The organism is Streptomyces sp. NPDC091387 (assembly GCF_044756945.1).
Classification (GTDB): Bacteria; Actinomycetota; Actinomycetes; order Streptomycetales; family Streptomycetaceae; genus Streptomyces.
This window is the reverse complement of record NZ_JBIVTZ010000028.1, coordinates 1-21,644: the sequence shown is the minus strand read 5'-3', so window position 1 is coordinate 21,644 and position 21,644 is coordinate 1. Positions and strand designations below refer to the sequence as shown.

General features: G+C 71.0%; 21 protein-coding genes and 1 pseudogene. 3 read left to right on the top strand and 19 right to left on the bottom strand.

Annotated elements, in window-relative coordinates; translation table 11 throughout:
• Window positions 1-15 precede the first annotated feature (15 nt).
• From ACIQM0_RS36370 to ACIQM0_RS36305, 14 genes are all read right to left on the bottom strand, one after another.
• Window positions 16-939, bottom strand: a complete 924-nt coding sequence (locus ACIQM0_RS36370) for an LLM class F420-dependent oxidoreductase (RefSeq protein WP_385025964.1) — start codon at window positions 937-939, stop codon at window positions 16-18.
• A 99-nt stretch (window positions 940-1,038) separates the two neighbouring features.
• Window positions 1,039-1,575, bottom strand: coding sequence for a DUF6099 family protein (locus ACIQM0_RS36365; RefSeq protein WP_363028590.1), 537 nt, complete (start codon window positions 1,573-1,575; stop codon window positions 1,039-1,041).
• A 125-nt stretch (window positions 1,576-1,700) separates the two neighbouring features.
• A complete protein-coding gene (locus ACIQM0_RS36360; RefSeq protein ID WP_401294982.1) occupies window positions 1,701-2,060 on the bottom strand; it encodes a nucleotide pyrophosphohydrolase in 360 nt (119 codons plus the stop codon).
• Window positions 2,057-3,190 carry an ATP-binding protein gene (locus ACIQM0_RS36355; protein ID WP_401294980.1) on the bottom strand — a complete coding sequence of 378 codons (1,134 nt, stop codon included), beginning with the start codon at window positions 3,188-3,190 and terminating at the stop codon, window positions 2,057-2,059. The genes ACIQM0_RS36360 and ACIQM0_RS36355 overlap by 4 nt, the downstream gene beginning before the upstream one ends.
• Window positions 3,191-3,635: 445 nt before the next feature.
• Window positions 3,636-4,055 carry a cell division protein SepF gene (locus ACIQM0_RS36350; RefSeq protein WP_401294978.1) on the bottom strand — a complete coding sequence of 140 codons (420 nt, stop codon included), beginning with the start codon at window positions 4,053-4,055 and terminating at the stop codon, window positions 3,636-3,638.
• Window positions 4,056-4,138: 83 nt separating this feature from the next.
• A complete protein-coding gene (locus tag ACIQM0_RS36345; RefSeq protein WP_401294976.1) occupies window positions 4,139-5,413 on the bottom strand; it encodes a cytochrome P450 in 1,275 nt (424 codons plus the stop codon).
• On the bottom strand, window positions 5,410-6,024 hold the full coding sequence (locus ACIQM0_RS36340) for an ATP/GTP-binding protein (RefSeq protein ID WP_363028598.1): 615 nt from the start codon (window positions 6,022-6,024) through the stop codon (window positions 5,410-5,412). Before ACIQM0_RS36340 ends, ACIQM0_RS36345 begins: the two co-directional genes overlap by 4 nt.
• Window positions 6,002-6,355: a DUF742 domain-containing protein gene (locus tag ACIQM0_RS36335; protein WP_401294974.1), complete on the bottom strand. Its 354-nt coding sequence runs from the start codon at window positions 6,353-6,355 to the stop codon at window positions 6,002-6,004. The genes ACIQM0_RS36340 and ACIQM0_RS36335 overlap by 23 nt, the downstream gene beginning before the upstream one ends.
• Complete coding sequence (locus tag ACIQM0_RS36330) at window positions 6,352-6,777, bottom strand: roadblock/LC7 domain-containing protein (RefSeq protein WP_363028602.1); 426 nt, start codon at window positions 6,775-6,777, stop codon at window positions 6,352-6,354. Before ACIQM0_RS36330 ends, ACIQM0_RS36335 begins: the two co-directional genes overlap by 4 nt.
• The gene (locus ACIQM0_RS36325; protein WP_401294972.1) at window positions 6,774-8,147 is read right to left on the bottom strand and encodes an ATP-binding protein; all 1,374 of its coding nucleotides are present in this window, start codon (window positions 8,145-8,147) and stop codon (window positions 6,774-6,776) included. Before ACIQM0_RS36325 ends, ACIQM0_RS36330 begins: the two co-directional genes overlap by 4 nt.
• A gap of 95 nt (window positions 8,148-8,242) precedes the next feature.
• Window positions 8,243-9,241: an MBL fold metallo-hydrolase gene (locus ACIQM0_RS36320; protein WP_401294970.1), complete on the bottom strand. Its 999-nt coding sequence runs from the start codon at window positions 9,239-9,241 to the stop codon at window positions 8,243-8,245.
• A gap of 364 nt (window positions 9,242-9,605) precedes the next feature.
• Window positions 9,606-10,781, bottom strand: a complete 1,176-nt coding sequence (locus tag ACIQM0_RS36315) for a ricin-type beta-trefoil lectin domain protein (RefSeq protein WP_401294968.1) — start codon at window positions 10,779-10,781, stop codon at window positions 9,606-9,608.
• A gap of 127 nt (window positions 10,782-10,908) precedes the next feature.
• A complete protein-coding gene (locus ACIQM0_RS36310) occupies window positions 10,909-12,084 on the bottom strand; it encodes a Gfo/Idh/MocA family protein (protein ID WP_401294966.1) in 1,176 nt (391 codons plus the stop codon).
• Window positions 12,085-12,584: 500 nt separating this feature from the next.
• Entirely contained in the window at window positions 12,585-13,385 is an 801-nt protein-coding gene (locus tag ACIQM0_RS36305; protein ID WP_385025929.1) for a DeoR/GlpR family DNA-binding transcription regulator, read from the bottom strand.
• A gap of 184 nt (window positions 13,386-13,569) precedes the next feature.
• On the opposite strand from ACIQM0_RS36305, the gene ACIQM0_RS36300 reads away from it, so the two are divergent.
• Entirely contained in the window at window positions 13,570-14,454 is an 885-nt protein-coding gene (locus ACIQM0_RS36300; RefSeq protein WP_401294964.1) for an SIS domain-containing protein, read from the top strand.
• Between the two features lie 211 nt (window positions 14,455-14,665).
• Here ACIQM0_RS36300 and ACIQM0_RS36295 read toward each other — a convergent pair whose 3' ends face one another.
• From ACIQM0_RS36295 to ACIQM0_RS36285, 3 genes are all read right to left on the bottom strand, one after another.
• Window positions 14,666-15,223, bottom strand: a complete 558-nt coding sequence (locus ACIQM0_RS36295) for a hypothetical protein (protein ID WP_401294962.1) — start codon at window positions 15,221-15,223, stop codon at window positions 14,666-14,668.
• Window positions 15,224-15,404: 181 nt separating this feature from the next.
• Window positions 15,405-18,104 carry a cellulose binding domain-containing protein gene (locus tag ACIQM0_RS36290; protein WP_401294961.1) on the bottom strand — a complete coding sequence of 900 codons (2,700 nt, stop codon included), beginning with the start codon at window positions 18,102-18,104 and terminating at the stop codon, window positions 15,405-15,407.
• A 187-nt stretch (window positions 18,105-18,291) separates the two neighbouring features.
• The gene (locus ACIQM0_RS36285; protein ID WP_401294959.1) at window positions 18,292-18,981 is read right to left on the bottom strand and encodes a TetR/AcrR family transcriptional regulator; all 690 of its coding nucleotides are present in this window, start codon (window positions 18,979-18,981) and stop codon (window positions 18,292-18,294) included.
• Window positions 18,982-19,104: 123 nt separating this feature from the next.
• Here ACIQM0_RS36285 and ACIQM0_RS36280 point away from each other — a divergent pair, with 123 nt between their 5' ends.
• On the top strand, window positions 19,105-20,079 hold the full coding sequence (locus ACIQM0_RS36280) for an NAD(P)-dependent alcohol dehydrogenase (RefSeq protein WP_401295057.1): 975 nt from the start codon (window positions 19,105-19,107) through the stop codon (window positions 20,077-20,079).
• 70 nt (window positions 20,080-20,149) lie between these two features.
• Here the strand turns inward: ACIQM0_RS36280 and ACIQM0_RS36275 are convergent, their stop codons facing one another.
• Entirely contained in the window at window positions 20,150-20,551 is a 402-nt protein-coding gene (locus ACIQM0_RS36275) for a Zn-ribbon domain-containing OB-fold protein (protein WP_401294957.1), read from the bottom strand.
• Between the two features lie 198 nt (window positions 20,552-20,749).
• Complete coding sequence (locus ACIQM0_RS36270) at window positions 20,750-21,454, bottom strand: TetR family transcriptional regulator (protein ID WP_385025911.1); 705 nt, start codon at window positions 21,452-21,454, stop codon at window positions 20,750-20,752.
• A 107-nt stretch (window positions 21,455-21,561) separates the two neighbouring features.
• Between ACIQM0_RS36270 and ACIQM0_RS36265 the strand changes: the two are divergent.
• Window positions 21,562-21,644, top strand: a pseudogene (locus tag ACIQM0_RS36265) (electron transfer flavoprotein subunit beta); the annotation flags it as partial.

The window sequence follows — 21,644 nt, the reverse complement described above, 5'->3', positions numbered from 1 at the left end:
AGGGGACTGGCCCTCTCAGGTCAGCTGGGACTGGACCTGCGACGAGATCAGTTCCAGGTGAGCCAGGTCGTCGAGATCCAGCACCTGGAGGTAGATCCTCGAAGCCCCGATGGCCTCGAACCGGCCGATCTTGTCGACCACTTCGGCGGGCGAGCCCGCCAGGCCGTTCGCCTTGAGCTCCGCCACGTCCCGACCGATGACGGCGGCCCGGCGCGCCACCTCGGCGTCGTCCTTTCCGACACAGACGACCAGGGCGTTGGAGTACACCAGGTCGTCCGGCCCCCGGCCCGCCGCCTCGGCCGCTTCCCTGACCCGGCCGAACTGCTGCTCACTGTCCTCCAGCGAGGCGAACGGGATGTTGAACTCGTCGGCGTACTTGGCGGCCAGCCTCGGTGTGCGCTTCGCGCCGTGCCCGCCGATCAGTACCGGCACCTTGGCCTGCGCCGGCTTGGGCAGCGCGGGCGAGTCGGTGAGCTGGTAGTACGTGCCGTCGTAGCTGAACGTCTTGCCGACCTCGGTCGACCACAGCCCGGTGATGATCGCGAGCTGCTCCTCCAGGCGGCCGAACTTCTCCTGGGGGAACGGGATGCCGTACGCCTTGTGCTCGTCCTCGAACCAGCCCGCGCCCAGGCCAAGTTCGACACGGCCGCCGGACATCTGGTCGACCTGAGCCACCTGGATGGCGAGCACACCGGGGAGCCGGAAGGTTCCCGCGGTCATCAGCGTGCCGAGACGGATCCGCTTCGTCTCCCGCGCCAGCCCGGCCAGCGTGATCCAGGCGTCAGTCGGGCCGGGGAGACCGTTTCCCCCTCCCATGTGCAGATAGTGGTCGGAACGGTAGAAGGCATCGAAGCCGAGGTCCTCGGTCGCCTTGGCGACGGTGAGCAGGGTGTCGTAGCTCGCCCCTTGCTGGGGCTCGGTGAAGATTCGAAGATCCATGCATCCATCCTGCACCCCCGGGCACCGCGCGTCCTTCTCCTGCCGTCTTTCACCGCCGCGGTGTCCCGGGGCATCCCGGGCATCCGGGGCGCCGGGCTCTCAGGGCCGCCCCGCGGCCGGTCCCGCCGGTCCGTGGAGCACACCGTGGGGTCCGTCCCGCTCCCTGCCGCGCTCCAGATCCTGCTGGCGCTCCCGGTCCCGTTCGTCGAGCAGCCGGAGCATTCCGTGGACCCGGTCCGTCGACTCGTCGGCGGCGTCGATCGCCTCCATGCACTGCCAGTACAGGCTCTGTTCATCGGTCTCGCAGGCCACCCCGACGAGGGCTATCCCCACTTCCCCGAGCAGCGCGCCCAGCCCCGTCAGCGCGGCGCGCGGATCGGCGACTTCGGAGAGCTGCGTCGCCCTGGCCACCCCGGCCCGCGCCGCCGGGTGGTCAAGTGCCCCGTTGCTTCTGCCGCCGATCTCGCTGAGACCTCCCGCCTCGCCCCGTAACTCCTTGGGACCGCTTGCCGCCAGCCGGCTGCCGACCGCCTGTGCCAGGGCCTGGGCCTGCCAGGCCTCCGCGATGATGTCCGGTGTGCCCCTGCTCTGGGACAGAGCCCGCCTGATGACCCTTACCAGCCGCTCCGCTTCCATGTGTTGCCCCCGTTCGATACGAAAACCCGCTCACCTATTCCATTACCCACAGTGAGGGCGGTGGTACCGAAAGGCCAGGGGAATTCGGAAATCTGTGGACACCCTGTCGAATGTGAATAATTTGATCACTCCAAAGAGTGACGATCGGGGGTATCACTACCCTTTGTGGCAGGGAAGCGCACCTCATTCCGCTCGATCTTGGCCGCGAGCGCCGCCGTCGCGTCGATGCCCAGCACCTCGCAGAACTGCAGCAGATACGCGAGGACATCGGCGACCTCGTCCGACACCCGGTGCGCGGTCTCGGGATCGTCCATGACGCGCGACGACTGCTCCGGCGTCAGCCACTGGAAGATCTCCATGAGTTCGGATGCCTCGACGCTCAGCGCCGACGCCAGATTCTTGGGGGTGTGGTACTGCTCCCAGTCGCGTGCGGCCGCGAATGCGGCGAGCCGTCGTTGCAGGGCGGGTACGTCGAGTTCTGTCACATCCCCAGGTCTACCACCGCCGCCCCGGCCGTCCCGCGGGCCCGTGCCGCGCCCGCCTCCGTCACCGTCCCGAGCAGCCGGACGTGGCCGGCGGCCGCCGCCGAGGCCGCCGCGGTCAGCAGCTCCCGCGTCTGCTGTCCGTCCAGGTCACGGTCGAGCCCGTCGGCCAGCACGGTCAGGGTCTGCAGCGCCTGCGGCACCTCTGAATCGCCGTCCGCCGGATCCGCCCCCGGCCCCATGAGCAGCGCCACGGCCAGTGCCAGGTAACGGAGTTCGCCGTTCCCGAGCCTTTCCAGCGGGGTGCCGGGTCCGTCGCCCCGGGCCACGACCGCGCGGACCAGCCCGTCCGCCGGCCGCTCGACGTCGATCCCGGTCACCGGTCGCGCGCATCCGGCGTTCGCCAGCGCGACCAGCCGGGCATGGCGGCGCCCGTGCCCGTATCGGTAGACCTGTCCCTTCCCCTGCCCGTTGCGCGCGGCGTGCAGTACCGCCGCGAGGTTCCCGCAGTCGCGGCGCAGCCGGCCCTCGCCCGGCGGCACCGGTGTCCGCATCCGATGGGGCCGCGGTTCGCAGGCGAAGGACGGGCGCAGGGCCACCACCATCTGTTCGGCGGCGGCCAGCACTTGTAGCTGGCCCGGTGTCCGGCCCGCGACCCGCAGCGGCAGCAGCGCCGTGCCCAGCCGGTCGTCCGGCAGTTGTTCCCGCCTCACCGGGAGCTCGTCCGCGGTGTGCCAGGCCGCCTGGAGCGTCGGCCGCCCCGGATCGCGGAGTGCGGTGCTCAGCAGCGTCTGCCCGGCCCGGGTCAGCCGCTCGCCGACGATCCGGAGGGTCGGCTCCGCCTGGACGGCGAGTTCGAGCCGGACCGGCCCGGCCGGGCCGTCCGCCGTGCACCCGATCCGGAACCCGCGCCGCCCCTGCCGGTCGGGTGCGGCCCCTTCGGGCACGCACCCCGCCGGATCGGGGAACACCTCGGCGAGCGACGCCCCGGCGGCCAGCCGGGACAGCGCCTCGTACGCGCGCAGCACACTCGACGCGCCGCTGCCCGAGGGGCCGGCGAGGAGGGTGAGCGGGGCCAGCGGCACGACCGTGCCCCGGTGCGCGGCGAACGCGGAGAGCCGCAGCTCGGTCACGACAGGCCCGGCCCAACGCCCTGACCGGGGCTCGCCGTCGGCTGCGGATTCGGGGCCGAGGGCAGGGACCAGGGCGACAGCGGGGCCGGATGCGGAATCCGGGTCACCCCACGGCCCAGGGACTGGGCCGGAGACTGGGCCGGGGCCGGGGCCGACATCGGATACGGAATCGGTCCGGCCCGACGGCTCGGTCCGGCCCGACGGCTCGGTCCGGTCCGACGGCTCGGTCCGGTCTGACGGCCCGGATCGAACAGGATCGGGCGCAAGGGCGCCTGGGCGGGGTGCGGTCATGCCCCGGACCGTACGCAGGCGACTCCCCGGCGAACCGTTCCGCCGGATCGGCCGTCCTTCGATCGAAGTAAGCCGTCGCCCGCCCGCATACCGCGCCACCGATCTGGGTAGCCCGGAGGCGCGACCGCCCCGCAACGCCCTCGCGGCAGCCCTTCTAGGCCCCCGGCAAGCCCGCCGCCGTCACGCCCTCGACCTCCATACCGATGGGTGACAGCAGGAAGACGTTCCGGTCCACCCGGTGCATTCCGCTGCCCAGCCCGAAGACGACCCCGCTGGTGAAGTCCAGGATCCGCTTGGCCACATCGGACTCGGCGCTGGTCAGATCGAGCAGCACCGGAATCTGCGCGACCAGGTACTCGGCGACCTCGCGTGCGTCCGCGAAGATCTGGACCCGCAGCACCACCATGCGCCGCTGTTCCGCGCTCTCCCGCTCCTCCGGAACCGTCCGGTGGTCCACTCGGGAGGGCCACTCGTTGCGGCTGCGCAGCGGTACGACCTGGGCCAGTCCCTCCCACTGCTCATCGGTGACGTCATACCTGTCGTACCTACTCACCGGACCACCCCGTCTGTGCATCGGTTGGCGTTGCGCCGGCTGCGCTCACTGTTCATCGGGCAATTCTCTCGCCCCTCACCCGTTCGGCCTACCAGCGACACGGCTCAGGACCCGATCGACACCGTGGAAGTGCTGCCGGGCGCGGTCGCGGAGCGCTCGTCAGGGTCGGCGGTCGCCCTGATGTCGAGGGGGGTGAAACGTACCGGGAGATGTGCCAGGGCCCGGTGGAACGGGCCGGGTCGCCACAGCAGTTCACTCACCGGAACGGCCAGTTCCGCATCGCACAGCTGGCTGGTGAGCTGCTCGATCGCGGTCATCGCGATGAGCAGCGCGGGCTGCTTCGCGGGGCAGCGGTGCGGTCCCGCCGACCAGGCGAGGTGGGCGCTGGCCCCGGAGCGGGCCCCCGCGTCCGGGGCTGCTGGTGCGGACTGGGTGTTGGCGGCCCCGAAGGAGACCAGGACCAGTTGTCCGGCGCGCAGCCGGACGCCGTGGAACTCGGTGTCGTGGCGCGGGTAGTGCGCGGCCAGGTTGGCCAGCGGCGGGTCCTGCCACAGGACCTCGTTGATCGCCTCGTGCGCGGTCATCGCTCCCCCGTGCAGCGAGCCCGCGTACCGCTCGTCGGTGAGCATGTGCAGGGTGGCGTTGCCGATCAGGTTGGTCGTGGGGTCGTGCCCCGCGCTCATCACCAGGGTGATCTGGCGCACCGTCTCGTCGTTGTCGAGACGGGCCGGGTGGGCCAGGAAGTAGGAGGTGAGGTCACGGCGCGGGCGGGCGCGCCGGTCGGCGACGAGGCGGGTGACGACATCGACGAGGTCGGCGTACGCGGCGGCGGCGCCCTGCGCCGAGTTCATCATGCCGCCGATGCCGTCGACGATCCGTTCGCCGTCGTCGGGGGCCACGCCGAACCAGGTGATGAAGACGTGCAGCGGGAGCCGGCGGGCGTACTGGGCGATGAGATCGCCGGTGCCGGTGGCGGCGAACTCGCCGATGAGCTGCTGGGCGACCTTGGCCACCTCCGCCCGCAGGATGTGAGGTTCGATCAGCGCCAGGGTGTCGTTGATGGCGTCGCGGTAGCGGGCGTGCTCGTCGCCGTCGCTGAACAGCGCGGTGGGGCGGTGTCCGAGCACGGGGAGCACCGGCGAGTCCGGCGCGACCGTCGCCTGCCAGGCGCGGGGGTCCTTGCTGAAGGTGTGGGTGTCGCGCAGCAGATCGACGGCCGCCTGGTAGTCGGTGACGAGCATCGCCTCGACGTCGGGGGCGATCCGGACCGGTACCACGGGCCCGTTTTCGCGCAGCCTGCGGTAGTGGCCGTGCGGGTCGGCCGCGAAGTCGGGGCCGTACAGCGCGAGGGGCTGCGGCGGCTGTACGAACAGGGTCATGACGGGTCCTCGGGTTGCGGCATTCGGGTCAGCACGTGTTCGGCCAGCGCGATCAGGGCGTCGATGCTGCCGCGGCGTTCCCGGGCATCGCACTGGATCAGCGGGGTTCCGGGGGCGAGGTCGAGGTGTTTGCGCAGGACCTCGTCGCTGTGGGCGGGCGCGTCCGGGAAGCGGTTGACCGCGACGGCGTACGGCAGCCCCTGTTCCTCCACCATGTCCATGACCGCGAAGGAGTCGCCGAGCCGTCGGGTGTCCACCAGGACGAGCGCGCCCAGCGCCCCGCGTGCGATGTCCTCCCACAGCGGCAGGAACCGCTGCTGGCCGGGCGTGCCGAACATGTAGAGCACCAGGTCGTCCAGGACGGTGAGACGTCCGAAGTCGATGGCGACCGTGGTCGTCGTCTTGTCGGGGAGGCCGGCGGTGTCGTCGAGCAGGGTGCTGGACTGGGTCATCGCCTCCTCGGTGTGGAGTGTGGGTATTTCCGAGAGCGTACGGATCAGGGTCGTCTTGCCCACGCCGAAGGGACCCGTGACGACGAGCTTCATCAGGGTCCGGGCGGCAGTCGGCAGATAGCCGACGCCGGTCCGGTCAGTGGAGGGAGCGGAGTCCAACGAGCAGCCTCTCGACGAGCGACCGGTCGATCTCCCCGGCACTGGGTATCGGCGGTCGGGTGAGCAGAAGTCCGGCGGCCGCGAGATCCGCGGCCAGGAATACGGTGGCGCTGACCGGCAGGTCCAGATGGGCCGCGCACTCGACGACGGTGAGTGCGCCCGGTTCCAGCAGTTCGCACAGCCTGCGCTGTTCCGAGCCGGTGTCGGAGGGCGGGGCCGTGTCGGTGCGTACGAGCACGGCGAGCCGGTCGAGCGCGGGGCCGGCGGGCCGGGACCGGCCGCCGGTGACCAGATAGGCGGGGATCAGACGGCGTCCCGGTCCGGAGCTCATGGTCGGGCGGCGGTGTCCGGTTGGCGGGCGGGCGCGTGCATCGCCCGGGTCAGCGCGGTGACCTGCACCTGCATCTGGTAGGCGATGTCGCCGAGTTTGGCGCCGGGTTCGGCGAACAGGGCGAGCGTGGTGTTGTTCCCGGCCGGTACGACGACGGCGAAGCCCAGATCGGATTCGACGACCGTCTGGGCCAGTTTCGGGCCCTCGACGTCGGTGAACGCCGTGGTGAAGGCGCGGGCCGCGGCGTGCAGGGTCGCCGTCATCGCGGCGACCCGTTCGCCGGACGCCCGGTCGAGGCCGGGTGAGGCGCCCTCGATGAGGCCGTCACCGGTGGCGACCACGGCATGCTGGACTCCGGGCAGTTCCAGCAGCGGGCTCAGCACCCATGCGAGGTCACCGGTGGTGGGGCTGGGGGCGCTCACGTCTCGTCGTCTCCTTGGTCGTCCTGGTCACCCAGGTGGTCGTGGCCGTCCGAATCCGGGGCGGGGGCCCGCCCGGCGACGCTCCTGCCGTTGAGAGTGCCCTGCTGGAGCGCCGCCCAGGAAGACTCGGCCTGCTCCGGTGTACGGGGCATCTGTCCGGCGGCCGGTGCGGCGGCGGGTGCGGTGGACGCGACCGCCGCCGGTCTGGGTGCGCGCCGGCGCCTGCTGGGCAGGCCGGCCGGCTCCGCGGGGGCGGCGGCCTGCGGCGGGTCCTGCGCGGGCGGCGCGGGGGCGTCCGGCTCCGCCGCGGCGGGGTGCGCCGATACGGGCGTCGGTGCCAGGGCGGAGAGGGTCCGGTCCTCCTTCAGCACGGTCAGCAGATGAGCGGGGACCCGCAGGATCGTCCGCATTCCGCCGAACGGCGAGGCCTCGATGTGGCAGTGGAAGCCGTACTGCACCACGAGCCGGCCGACGACCGCGAAGCCGGTCTGCGGCGGGTCGCCCAGCTCGGTGAGGAGCACCTCTGAGGGGCCTGCCAGGAGAGCGCGGGCCCGGTCGAGCGCGTCCTCGTCCATGCCGATGCCCGCGTCGTCGACGACCAGGAACGCGCCCCGGCCGCCGCTCTGCTGGAGCGTCACCGTCACATCGGTGTCGGGGTGCGAGTACGCGGTGGCGTTGGCCAGCAGTTCGGCGAGGGCGATCGCGAGGGGTTCGGCGGCCCTGGCGGCGAGTGCGAGCCGTTCCTCGCGCAGATGGTTGGCCACCTTGATCCGCTCGTAGCCGGCGACGCGGGACTGGGCTCCGAGGACGATCTCGACGAGGGGGGAGTTCTGCCGGGCGAGACCGGGCCAGGCGTCGCACAGCACGGCGGTGGACTGGGTTCGGCGCAGAGCCAGTTCGTTGCGGAAGTCCAGTTGCAGGATGCGCGGGTCGTCGTACTCGTGCTGGAGCTCGTGCAGCAGTTGCTGGGACTGGTTCAGCAGCGACTGGATCTTGGCCGAGGTGCCGCGCATCGCCGCGCGGGCGGCCGCGTCGACGCGCTGCCGCTCCTCGATGACGGCGGTGCGCGCGGCCTGTACGGCTTCGGTGAGCAGCCGGGCGGCGTCGCCGTCCACCTCGGCCGCCTCGCGCAGTCCCGGAACCTGGGCGCTGGGGTGGGAGAGGGCGACCGCGGCGGCCGGTATCCGCTTGTGGGCCAGTTGCCGGATCTCGTCGACGAGTGCGGCGGTGCGGGCCTCCGCGGCCTTCATCTGCCGTTCGGTGAGCTCGGCGTGGGCCAGGGCGAGCTGTTCCGAACGGGCGGACCCGTACGAGCGCGTCGCCGCAGCCACGGCGGCCATGACGGCGATCACCGCCACGATCCATCCCATGCCGTTACCGCATTTCTGTCGTCGGGTCGGTCCTCCGGCCGGGGCGGCGGCGGAGGATCAGGCGGACGGCCCGGCCGGTGCGGCGGGCCGGGCGGTCACTCCGCCGCGCCCGCGGGCTCACGGGCCTGCTCCACTTCCTGTGCCAGTACGGCCACCTCGGTCATCACCTGGAGTACACCCGGCAGTGCGGAGCCGTCGAGCTGCCGGTACTCGCTGCCGATCGTCACCACCAGCCTTTCGGGGAGTCCCAGTTCGGGGTGGCGGCCCTCACCGATCACCCGGCGGGCCGCCTCCAGGGCGGGCACCCCGGCGGAGTGGAAGGCGTGCGCGCGCTCCCGTACGTACTCCAGATAGACGATGTGGTCGCGTACCCCGGCCCGGTCCAGGACCGGTCCGTGGCCCGGCACGACGGTCTCGGCTCCGGTGGCCAGCACCTGTTCGCAGGCGGCGATCACGTTGCTCAGCGGGCCCGCCCAGTGGATCGGGTGGTCCCCCGGCTGCCGGAGGGTCGAGGAGAAGATGATGTCTCCGCTGAACACGGCGCTCTGGGCGGGCAGGTGGACGATCAGGTCCCCTGTGGTGTGCGCGGACGGCAGGGCGGAGATCTGGACGGGGTACTCCCCCAAGGTCAGTTCGAGCTCCCCGGTGAAGTAGGTGGTCGGCTGGACCGGTTCGGTCTGCGACCAGTCGAACGGGCCGAAGTGGCGGCCGAGGTAGGCGCCGAGCGGTCCGGCCGGATCGCTGCCGTTGACGAGCGCGTGCTGCTGTTTCGGAGTGGGCTCGTAGTGAATGTGGTCCCGGGCCTCGCGGGTCGCGATGATCTCCGCGTCCGGCAGCACGCCCGCGCCCCAGAAGTGGTCGCCGTTGGCGTGCGTGACGATCACCCGGTCGATGGAGACACCGTCGGGCAGCAGCTTCGTGCTCTCGGCCAGGAACTGTCCCGCCAGCACCGGGTCGTACGGGGTGTCGATCCAGAGCGCGCCGCGGGGCGAGACGAGGAGGCCGCAGTTGGCCAGCCCCCAGCCCCGTTTCGGCGGGAGCCACGCGTGCAGGTTCCGGCCCAGGTCAACGACGTCTCCACCCGTGATCGACATGGACGCGATTATGCCGACCGCTTTCCGGTCGCGCGTTCGAACTCAGCCACAAAGAGATCTCGTTGGCTTGAAATCGCCTCCCTGTCGCCTCCGGGGCGGTGGACCGGTGACCGTACGAGAGCGCCGGAGCCGCCTCCCTTGCGGAACTATCCGGGCAGTTCGGCACATTCCGTCCGATCGCCGGCCACCAGGTCACCATCGCAGAACAGCCTGACGTCAAACCGGGAGAGGCCGATTACCCACCGAGCATGGCTGAAAACAGACAGCACAAGACCCCCGCCGTGACCGTGGGAAACGGCCTGCCGGGGGCCTTGTGGCGTGCGGTGTCCCAGGGGCTGTCCGGCGAATCACGGCCGGACAGGACCTAGAAGGTCGCGGGCACGTTCCACTGCTGGTTGGCGCCGCCTCCGCAGTCCCACAGGTCGAGCGCGGTCCCGTTCGTGGTGTCGCCGCCCGGGACGTCGAGGCAGCGGCCGGAGGCCTTGTTGACGAGTGCGTGCGTGGAGCTGTTGTACGTCCACTGTCTGGCCTGATCGGTGACCGCGCCGCCCGCGCCCGTACCGGCGCAGTCACGCACCCGTACGGCGGCGCCGTTGCCGGCGCCCTCCGCGGTGAGGCAGTAGTCGGACGTCAGGCGCAGTGAGCCGTCGGCAGCCTTCACCCAGGCCTGGTTGGCGCCGCCCGAGCAGGTGTAGAGGTCGGCGACGACACCGTCCGAGACACCCCCGAAGGCGTCCACACACTTTCCGCCCTGCCCCGTCACCGCGCCGCGAACCGAGTTGCCCACGGCGAGGTTCTGCACCGTGGAGTCGGCGGCGACATCGGTCCGGGTCATGGACGCACAGGCGTTGTCGCTGCTGGAGGTGGCCGAGACCGCGCCGGTGACCGTGCCGCCGTTGCCGGTGGGCACCCCGAAGCGGACATCGCTGAACGGCTGGTCGTAGCAGTTCGAGCGGGGGTTGTTCCACTCGAAGTACTCGGTCCAGTCGACCATCCCCGACGGGGAGATGGCGGTGGCCGGGGTCTTGATGCTGCCGAGCTTGTACGAGGCGCCCGTGCCGGTGTCCGCGACGGTCGCGCCGAACCAGCCGTCACCCTCGGCCGCCACCTTGAAGGTGTACCGGTGGCCGGCCGTCCAGTCGAGGTTCATCCGGCAGCTCATGCCCTCGCCCTCGCCGCCGAAGTTCTGGCACCAGCTCCCGGCCGAGCCGGTCCTCGCCTCGGAGACGTCCCAGACGGAGAAGAGGAGCAATCGGCTCGACCCTCCGTTGGACTGCATCCCGAAGTACGCGCCGCTGCCCTGGTCGAAGCCGAACTGGTGGCTCCAGAAGACGTTCGCCCGGTATCCGGGATCGTGAAGGACGGTGGTGGACCAGGTGACGTCGGTCAGCTTCGGCGCACCGGAGAAGGAGTAGTTGGTGTAAGTGCCGGGAGTGGTTCCGAGGTCCGCGGCCTGAGTGGGGGCCGCCGTACCGAGCAGGGCCAGAGCGGCTGCTGCGACGGTGGCGGTGACGGTGCCTAACAAGTGGCGCAGGGTCATGCGTTGCACCTGCTTCTGGTGGGGGGAACGGGGATCATTGCCGTGCGTGCACCGGATCGGTGCATCTCTTGCGGTGAAACCCGCCGGGCAGGGCCGAGGCCCTGTCCGGCCTTTCCCGGTCAGATCCTCAGGTGCGGACCTGACCGCGTTCGAAGTACGCCACCAGCTCGGGGTCGAGAGCGGGCACGTCGTACGGGGCACCGCCCTCACGCAGGGAGCGGGTCGCGAGCACACCGGCGGCGACGCTCATCCGGGCGGCGACCGGCGAGGTGTCGGTGACACCCCCGTCGCGCACGAAGCGGCAGAACTCCTCCATGATCCGGGTGTCCCCGCCGCCGTGCGTGCCGCCGGCCTCCGGGACCCGGTAGGTGATGTCGGCGTCGGCGCGGTATCCGCTGGGGCCGGTGTTCCAGACCTTGACCTCGTCACCGGGGCTGTCGCCGAAGTTCTCCAGCCGCCCCTCGGTGCCGATGACGGTGTAGTTGCGCCAGTAGTCCGGGGTGAAGTGGCACTGCTGGTAGGCGGCCACGACGCCGTTGTCGAGCTGCATGTTCATCACCGAGACGTCCTCGACGTCCACGATGTGGTGCAGGTCCTTGCGGGCTGTCGGCGGCCAGTCGAATTCACGCAGCCAGTTGTCGGGGCGCGGGGTGTCCGGCTCCCGCCGCGGCAGGTCACCGTAGACGAGCAGGTCGCCCAGCGCGTTGACGCGCCGGGTGTAGCCGCCGGCCAGCCAGTGCAGCACGTCGATGTCGTGCGCGGCCTTCTGGAGGAGCAGCCCCGTGGTCCGGGTCCGGTCCGCGTGCCAGTCCTTGAAGTAGTAGTCGCCGCCGTAGCCGACGAAGTGCCGCACCCACACGGCCTTGGGCTCGCCGATGTCGCCGCGGGCGATGATGTCGCGCATCAGCCGTACGACACCCATGTGCCGCATGTTGTGGCCGACGTAGAGCCGGGTCCCGGTCTCGTACGCGGCGTGCAGGACGTTGTCGCAGCTCTCGACGGTGATCCCGAGCGGCTTCTCGACGAAGACGGCCTTGCCGGCCCGCAGCGCGTCGATGGCGATGGCCTCGTGGGTGTCGTCCGGCGTCGCGATGATCACCGCGTCGAGGTCGTCCCGGCCCAGGAGCAGCTTGTAGTCCTCGACCGCGACATCCGTGTCGAACAGCTCGGCCTCACGGCGGCGCACCTCGGGGTCGAGGTCGCAGACAGCGGTGATCGCCGAACCCTGTCCGGGGTGGTGGGCGGACATCGCGATGGAACGGCGCAGGCCGAGTCCGATGACGCCGAGTCGCAGGTCTGACACGGGGGTCCCTTCTCTGTCTGTACGGGTGGCGCAGGTAATGCAGGTGACGCAGGTCGTGCAGGCGTGCTGCCGGCCGCCGCATCCGGCTTCTCCCGGAAGGGGTGCGACCTCCTACCCCTTCGCGGCAACACGCACATAGTTCACGATGGCGCACCGAGATGGCAAGAGTTGTTCATTTGACAGACCTAACGAACATTTAGTGGCAGGACAATCGGCTGCCAGCAGCGTTGCCGGGTACGCGAGGGTGCGAATTGCACGCGGAAGCATCCCAGAACGGCCGCGCGGTGACCACCGACACCGTCGCAAACCCGTCAGATCCGGCCACTGAACGCTCAGTTGCGATTGATCATGCATGCACCTGCGCACATTCCGGCACGTCAGAGCACGGTCGAGGCTGGTACGCGGAACCTCGGGCCGCCACACCCGCCGGGTGGACGACCCGCCGCTCGGACGAATCGGACAGCTCACACGATTCGGACAGCTCAGACGGCTAAGACAGCTCAGACAGCGATGACCGTGACGCCGGCCTCGGTGAAGCGGGCCGTCACCTCGGGCGTGATGCCCTTGTCGGTGACCAGGAAGTCGACCAGCCCCAGATCGAAGACCCGGGCGAAGGCCCGCTTGCCGATCTTCGAGGAGTCGGCCGCCACCACCACCCGCTGGGCCTGCTGGGCGAGCAGCCGGTTGATGCTGGCCTCGCCCTCGTGGTGGACGTACGCACCGCGCTCGGTGTCGATGGCGTTGACGCCCAGTACGGCGACATCCAGCGTGATCTCGCCCAGTACACCGCTGGCCAGCGGGCCCGTCAGCTCGTACGACTGCGGCCTGGCCACCCCGCCGGTCACCACGATCTTGATCTGCGGCCGGATCACCAGCTCGTTGGCGATGTTGAGGGCGTTGGTGACCACCGTCAGGGTCGGCTGGCCGGCCACCCCCGCGGCGCCGTCCCCCACGAGGTCGGAGCGTACGGCGAGCGAGCGGGCCACCTCGGTGATGGTGGTGCCGCCGGTCAGCCCCACCACCTCGCCGACCGCGACCAGTTCGGCGACGGCGCGGCCGATGGCTTGCTTCTCCGGGGCGTTGCGCCCCGTCTTGTAGCGCAGCGCCAGCTCGTAGCTGACACCGTGCGCGACCGCGCCGCCCCGCGTGCGGGTGAGCAGCTGCTGCTCGGCGAGCTGGTCCAGATCGCGGCGGATGGTCGCGGCCGAGACATCCAGTGTCCTGGCGGCGTCCTCGACGTCCACCCGGCCATGCTTACCGACGAGCTCCAGCAGTGCGTTCCACCGGGAATCCCTGGACACGTGAACTCTCCTTACAGTCCGGGCTGCGGACACCCATCCCCTTGGGCGCGGTCACCGGGCTCGCGCAAGCGTCGCACAAGGCTCCGGCGAGTCAAGTCACCTGCAAGGAGAATGCTTGATAATGCTTGCACATCCCGTATATCGTGCGTTAACGAGCATCCCATCACCAGTACGGAGTGCAAAAGTGTCATTTGTCGAGATCGAGACAGCCAGTCAGCCGGACTGCTGGCGTCGTGCCGCGGAGCTGGCGCAGAGCCAGGCGGACGCACTGCCCGCGACCGGCGAGCGCATCGCCGTCGTCGGCTGCGGCACCTCGTTCTACATGGCTCAGGCATACGCCGCGCTCCGTGAGGAGTCCGGACAGGGCGAGTCCGATGCCTTCGCCGCCTCGGAGTTCCCGTCCGGCCGCCGCTACGACCGGGTCGTCGCCCTCACCCGCTCCGGCACCACGACCGAGGTGCTCGCACTCCTCGACCGGCTGCGCGGGGTGACCCCGACGGTGGCCATCACCGCCGATCCGGAGACCCCGGTGATGACGTCCGCGGACGCGGTCGTGGTCCTCGACTTCGCCGACGAGCAGTCCGTCGTGCAGACCCGGTTCGCCACCACGCTGCTGACACTGCTCCGCGCCCACCTCGGTCTGCACACCGACGCCGTGGTCCGCGACGCGGAGACCGCGCTGGCCGAGCCGCTGCCCGAAGGTCTTCTGGACTGCACCCAGTTCACCTTCCTCGGCCGCGGCTGGACGGCCGGTCTCGCCAACGAGGCCGCGCTGAAGATGAAGGAGGCCTCGCTGTCCTGGACGGAGGCGTACGCCGCGATGGAGTACCGCCACGGCCCCATCAGCATCGCCACCACGGGCACCGCGACCTGGATGTTCGGCACCGCCCCCGAGGGCCTGCGGGAGCAGGTCCTGGCGACCGGTGCCCGCTGGGTCGAGAGCGGGCTCGACCCGCTGGCCGAGCTGGTCCGCGTCCAGCGCCTGGCCATCGCCCGCGCCGCCGCCCGCGGCCTGGACCCGGACAGCCCGCGCCACCTGACGCGTTCCGTGGTGCTGGCCGACGCCTGAGCCCGTGCCGGACGGCGTCGCGAGCAGCGTGCACGCCGGACCGGGTGCCGGCGCGGATGCCTGGACGGGCTTCCGCGCCGCACCCGCGCACGGCAGCGAAGTCGGGGTGCCGTGCTCGACGCCCTTCACGGCGCGGACACGGCAAGGTGGGCCAGGGCCCTCCGTCTGACCCCTGCGAGCACGGCATGATCCAAACGAGAGGCCCCAGCGGTCAGGACTCCTCGAAGTAGGCGTCCAGCACCGCGTCGAAGCCTTCCGTCCACTCCTTGAGGCTGCTCCTGGCCGCCGCCTCGACCTCCGCGTTGAACCAACGCATGGTCGACATGTGGACCGTGATCGTGAACCGGCGGCCGAACCGCGCCGGCTTCAGTTCTACCGCGCCGATCTCGTCCCAGCGGAAGTCGGCCTCCTGGTCGTCCAGCGTGAACCGGATGCCCTCGCGGTCCGCGGTGATCGAGCCGCGGCGGTCGCTCACCGCGAACGCGGGACCGTCCCCGTCCTTGCTCCCCTTCTCGTCCTCCTCCTCGTCGTCCGCCGCGTCGGCGACGGCCTCGCCGTCGGGCTCCGCGTCCTCGGACACGGCCTCCACTGCGGCATCGTTGGGCCCGGCACCGTCGGACGCCATGTCCTCGGGTGCCGGCTCCTCGGTCCGCTCCGGCTCCTCGTCCGCCTTTCCGGTGGCTCGGGGGGCCGTGAGACCAGGGATGTACGCCGGGTCTGTCCCTGCGGCGTACGCGGGCTGAGTCTTCGGATCTATGCGCTGCTCCACGGCGGGCAGTATGGCCGACGAACCTGTACGGGGCCAGTGAGCCCGTGTTCACCCGGCCCCGCCCGTGCCCGCGGACGCGGACGTAGCGGATCGGAACGGGGCTGTGGGCGGTGGTGCGGCGGCCCGTCGGCCCGGTCCGCCCGCCACCGCCCACTGCCCGTCAGCCGTGGGGCCTCAGGCGTCAACCGCCCGTGCAGGCCTCGCCCCCCAGAGCGAACGCGGTCGGTCTGCCGTTGCCGCCCGACAGGCTGCCGGTGAAGCCGAAGCCCGCCGACGCACCGGCCGCCACCTTCCCGTTCCAGGAGACGTTGGCGGCCGTCGCCTTCGGCCCTTCCTGCCCGGAGACCGCGTTCCACATCTGCGTGATCCGCTGACCGTCCGGGAAGGTCCAGCCGAGCTTCCAGCCGTCCAGGGCCGTGCTCCCGGTGTTGGCGAGGGTCACGTCGGCCTGGAAGCCGTCGGCCCACTGGTTGGTGACCTTGTACGTCACCGAGCAGGCCGCGCCCTCCGGCGGATTCCCCGGGTCCGTACCGGGGTCCGTGCCGCCGCCGTCGCCGTCCGAGGAGTCCCCGTACATGATTCCGCGCCCGTTGGTCGAGACGTACACCCGCCCGTAGACCCTCGGGTCGCCGGTGATGGCCGCGCCGGTCCAACCCCACTGGTGGGCGTCGTCGTTGATCCGGGTCCAGCTGGTACCGGCGTCCGTGGAACGGAAGACGCCACGTACCTCGCCGATCTTGGCGGTGATGAAGAGCGTCTGGTACGAGGCGCCCGCGGCCGCCTTGCCGAAGCCGACGGAGTCCGCCTGCTCGACCCCGGACAGCCTGGTGAACGTCGCCCCCGAGTCGGTGGAGTGCCACAGCCCGTACGTACCGGTCGCGCTGCCGCCCGCGAGCCACACATCGCCTTCGGTGCCCGGCACCGCCTTGAAGCGGACGTCGCCCTCCGCGGGCAGGCCGCTCGACGTCTTCGCGGTGAACGTGGCGCCGCCGTCCGTCGAGACGTAGAAGGTGCCGGCCGCGTACCCGTAGAACTTCTTCGGGTTCTTCCGGTCGGACTCGACCGTCGCCCCCGCCGGTATCCCGGTGGACGCCGACCACGCACTCCCGTACCCGGTGGTGTGCTGCACTCCCGCGCCCTCCGGGCTCCACACGAAGCCGCTCGCGTCGGCCGCCGCGGCCACCGTGCCACCGCCGGTCACCCCGGAGGGCTCCGAGCCCTGGAACCAGTTGGCCCCGTTGTCCGTGGAGAAGCCGATGTGCGGGGCGGCGTCCGCGTTCCCGACCCGTACGACGGTGCCGGGGCTCGCCTCCGCGAAGTCCAGACTCGTGGTCGAGGTGAGGTTCGGCGAGGTGAACATCATGTCCGGCACCGTGTCGAGATCGGTGTGCCGGAAGCCTCCGACGTCACCGAGCGCGCTGAGCAGCGGGGCTCCCGAGGGCGGGCTCGCCAGGTCGTTGACGGCCGTCTCCTCCAGTCCCTTCACCATCGGGGTGATCCTGAACCGGCTGCCGGAGTCCCAGTTCCTGAGGTTCTCTGTGCCGTAGATCGTCGCGCCGGTTCCATACATCATCCGGTTGGAGTCGAACGGGTCGATCTCCAGCGCCTCCGTCATCCAGCCCAGCTTGGGCGTGGTCTCCGGGGGTGCCGGACTGGCTCCCCAGGTGAGCCAGGGCACGGAGGAGACGTCCTGGGTGAAGCGGCTGGTGCGGTCCGGGTAACCGCTGTAGTCCCAGGCCTGTGTCCAGGTCGCCCCGCTGTCCGTGGAACGGAAGATCTGGGTGTCCGGCCACCAGGAGCTGTACGCGGTCGCCATCAGGGTGCCGGGCTGCTGCCGGTCCACGGACAGCCCGCTGAATCCGTAGTACGTGTCGGCCTCCGCGACCGGACTGACGTCCTTCCACTCACCGGTCGCCGTGGCGTACCGCCAGATCCGGCCCTTGCCACCGTCGTAGGGGCCGCCGGTGTCGCTGAGCGTCAGATACAGATAGCCGCCGGAGGAGTCGAGCACTCCCTTGTGGGCCAGGTATCCGGTCGGCTGGCCCGCGATGCGCGACCAGGTGGCCCCGCCGTCGGTGGAGCGGTAGACGGTGTTGTCCTTGTCGGCCACCCCGACGTAGATGTCCCGGGTCGCGCTGCCCGCGCTGCCGGTGCGCTCGTCGAAGGTCACCCAGACGATGCCCTGGTTGTCGTTGCCGTATCCGCTGGTGTCGGAAGGGTCCTGAGAGTAGTTGCCGGGGTTCGGGAAGGCCGTCACCTCCGACCAGGTCACGCCCGAATCGGTTGACCGCCACAGGCCGTTGCCGCTGGGAGCGCCCAGGTACAGCACGGAGTTCCTGTTCGGATCGACGGCGAGGCGCTCCCCCATCCCGCGGCCCGGCATATTGCCGCTGAGCTTGAACGGGAGCGTGCTCGCCTTCCAGCTGGCGCCCCGGTCCGAGGAGCGCAGGACCGCGCCGTTGGCCGGGTCCCAGCTGTTGGTGTACGTCCCCACGGCCGCGTACACGTTGTCCGGGTCGGCCGAGTCGGAGGCCAGGCTCGCCACCCCGGACCAGCCCCAGCGGTCCCAGTCCACCCAGTCGAGCAGCGGCGTCCACCGCTTGCCGGACTGGTCCCAGCGGTAGGCGCCGCCGATGTCGGTGCGCGCGTAGGCGAGGTTCTTCTCCGACCGGTTGAAGACGATGCCGGGCACGAAGCCGCCACCGTCGATGCGCACGTTCTTCCAGTCATATGTGTCCGCGGCCAGGGACACATCGGATGCTTCGGCGGCGTGGGCGACGTCGGCGGGGCGTGCCGATGCGGGAGCGCCGGCGGCGGACAACCCGGCGGTGAGAGTGAGTGCCGCCAACAGGGCGGCCAGGGGTCTGGCGCTTGAGCGCACGGAAGCGTCCTCTCCGAACGAGACCGCCGACAGCGGCGGTACGGGGCGGGTACGGATGTGGGAGCGCTCCCATTCGCGTCCCGATGGTAGCGGCGCGAACCCGCCGGGAGAAGGGTGGTACGCGAGCTCATCGGATGACTTGGCAGCGCGGCGGTCCGTGACGCGATCGAGGCGTGCTGACCTCCGCTCACGGACCTTGAGGGAGCTGGTGGACGCGGCGCAGCTCCAGCGGGGCCGGCGGCGGCAGGGGGGCCGCCCGGTCGGCCCGGAAGGACTGGAGCAGGTAGCCGGTCAGTCGCCGGGACGCGACCGCCGAGACCTCCGGGGCCTCTCCGGCGACACCGCTGTTCGCCAGCAGCAGGAGCGTGACGTCGCTGGGGTCGAAGTCGGCGCGGAGCTGCCCCGAGTCCTGGGCCCGGCGGATCAGTTGGGCGATGCCCTCCTCGGCGCAGGCGCGTTGGCCGCCGAAGTCGACGGCGTCGGGGAACCGGGAGAGGAACGCGGCCGTGAAGCCCCGGTCGGTGGCCTGCATCGCACACACCTTCTCGATGAGGGAGCAGAAGCCGCGCCAGGGATCGGGATCCCGCAGCGCCTCGTCGAGGACCGCGACGCACAGGGCGAGCTGCTCGGAGAACGCCTCCGTGACGAGTGCGTCCCTGGTGGGGAAGCGCCGGTACAGGGTGGCGACCCCGACGCCGGCCCGGCGGGCGATCGTGGTGACGGGCACGTCGATGCCATGGGCGGCGTAGGCCTCCCGGGCGGCTTCGAGGATGCGGTCACGGTTGTGCCGGGCGTCGGCCCGCAGCCCGGCCGACGATGCGGGCGGCATCGATCCAGCGGCCGGTGCGGGGCGCTTCCGAGAGGGCTGAGCAGGCATGTCTCTCACTTTACGGTAAGTGGAAGGTGCCATCCACTTAGGCTGTTAGCTTGAGGAGGAGGAAGCGGAGAAGCTGTTCCGCTCACGGCTCCCGAGAAAGAGCAGGACGAGAACGTGGACGAGATGCGCGCGGCCCTCTACGACCGGTACGGCCCCCCGGAGGTCCTGTACGTGGGCCGGGTGCCCGTGCCGGACATCAAGCCCGACGAGGTACTGGTCCGCGTCCACGCGGTCGGGGTCAACGGCGGTGAGCTGTACGGCCGGGCCGGGAAGGTGCGGCTGGTGACGGGTCGCCGCTTCCCCCAGCGCACCGGGATCGACTTCGCGGGCGAGGTCGCCGCCCTGGGACCGTCGGTGGCCGGGGTGCGGGTGGGTGAGCGGGTGTGGGGCGTTCTGCCGCGACGACTGGGCAGTGCGGCGGATTACGTCGCCGTCCCCCGGCGGAACGTCTCGCCCGCCCCGGAGAACCTGACGCCCGAACAGGCCGTCTCCCTGCTGGCCGGCGGGACGACGAGCCTGACCGCCCTGACCGCCGAGTCGGGCCTCAGGCCCGGTGAACGGCTTCTGGTGCGCGGCGGGAGCGGCGGGGTCGGCAGCGTCGCGGTACAGGTCGGCAAGGCGCTCGGCGCCCATGTCACCGCGCTCGCGGGTGCGAAGAACCTCGACTTCGTCCGTGGCCTGGGCGCCGACGAGGCCTTCGACTACCGCACGACCGGCCCCGCCGAACTGGGCGCGTTCGATGTCGTCCTGGACACGGTGGGCACCCAGCACCGCGCGTACCGGCGGCTCCTGGCCCCGGGCGGGCGCATGGTCGCCGTGGCCTTCGACATGGAGCACCTGCTCCCGTCCCTCTCCTACCTCCTCGCCTCGGCCGTCCACGGCTCCCGGCGGGTGCGCTTCTTCAGCGGCAACCCGGACACCGAACTGCTCGCCCGGGTGGCGCGGTACGCGGAGGCCGGCGAGATCCGCGCCGTCGTGGACACCGTCCATCCCCTCGCGGACGTCGCGGCCGCGCACCGGGCACTTGAGGACGGCGGCGTCCGGGGCAAGCACGTCATCCGGATCGCACCGACGGATCAGACGCTGCCGGCCGCCTGAGGCTCCGGCCCGGCGGACCGGAGGGGGCGACTCCGCTCCGCGGCCGGTCCTCGGCGCGGCCCGGTTCGCGTCAGTACCAGTTGGCCGTGAGGGGCGGATCGCACAGTTCGAGGACCACCTCGCCCGCCTCGGAGGTCGCGCCGCCGACGGGACGGACCCGGTCGCCGACGCTCACGAGATGGGGCGCCGCGCCCACGATCCGGCACCGGTACACGAAGCCTTCGGGGAAGCGGACCAGGGACTCGTTCCGCATGACCCGCGAATAGCGGTTCACCACACTGGACCGCACGACGACGCCGTGACCATCGCTGCGTTCCGGTTCGAGGTCGCTCGACGCGCAGACGGGGCAGAGGAGTTTGCGGAAGGAGGCGGTGCCGCACCATCGGCACACCTGGTAGGCCAGCCCCGCCACGGTGTGCGGCTCCGCCGCGTCGCCGGCTGTCCGCCCCACATCGGTTCCGGTACTGAACACGTCTCGGCCTCCCGCGCTCGACTCGGTGCGCCGCACCTCCGGCGACGGCACACCGGCACCGTATGGCACTTAGTGCCAGCACGTAAAGGTACTGAGTGCCGAAAGTTCGGGAAGCGCCCTGAAAGGGTCCTCGACGCGCCCTCGAACTGCTCACGAACAGACTCCGGAAGCGCCTCGGAAGCGCCTCCGGCCGACGGCTCAGTCCTTGCCGAGAGCCGATTCGATGCGCTGCACCACGCGCCACATGGGGGCGCCCTTCGCCGCGACCATCACGATCACCTCGTCCTCGCGGGCGCTCACGGCGGGCAGCCCGGCCGCCCGGCCCCACACCGTGCGGACGAGTTCGAGCGCCCGGTCCACCTCGGCCCCGGCATCGCCCTCACCGCCCGAACGCAGCCAGGACCGGAGGCCGTTGTTGTGCGCCGCGACCACCGAGGCGGCGATCACCTCCGCGCGGAGCGCGGCGTCCCGGGTGCCGGCGCCGCGTCGTTCCAGGTATCCGGCGAGGGTCCGCTCGTAGCGACGCACGACGGAGAGCTCATAGGTGCGCAGACCGGGCACCTCCCGGGTGAGCCGGTAACGCTGTACGGAGAACTCCGGGTTGACGGCGTACATCCGCAGCACGAGGCGGGCCGCGTCGCACACCGTGTCCACCGGATCGCCGTCACCGGCGGCCTCCAGGAACGCGGTCATGTCCGCGAGGCAACGCTCGTGATCGGGGAAGACGGCGTCCTCCTTCGACGGGAAGTAGCGGAAGAACGAACGACGCCCCACCCCCGCCCTGGCGACGATGTCGTCCACCGTGGTCCGCTCGAACCCGCGCTCCATGAAGAGCCCGAAGGCCGCCTCGGCAAGCACGTCACGCATAGGCGGCTTCTTGGCTGGTCCGCGGTCCTCAGTCATGGCGGAAACGTAGCACCAGAAGCGGATATCCGGCACTTGGTACCTTTACTCAGGGTACTGAGTGCCATAGGGTCGGCACACGAACCGCATCAGTGAGGAGAGCCGGCGTGAGCTTGAGGATCGTTGTCTGTGTGAAGTACGTGCCCGACGCGACCGGTGACCGGCATTTCGCCGATGACCTGACGTTGGA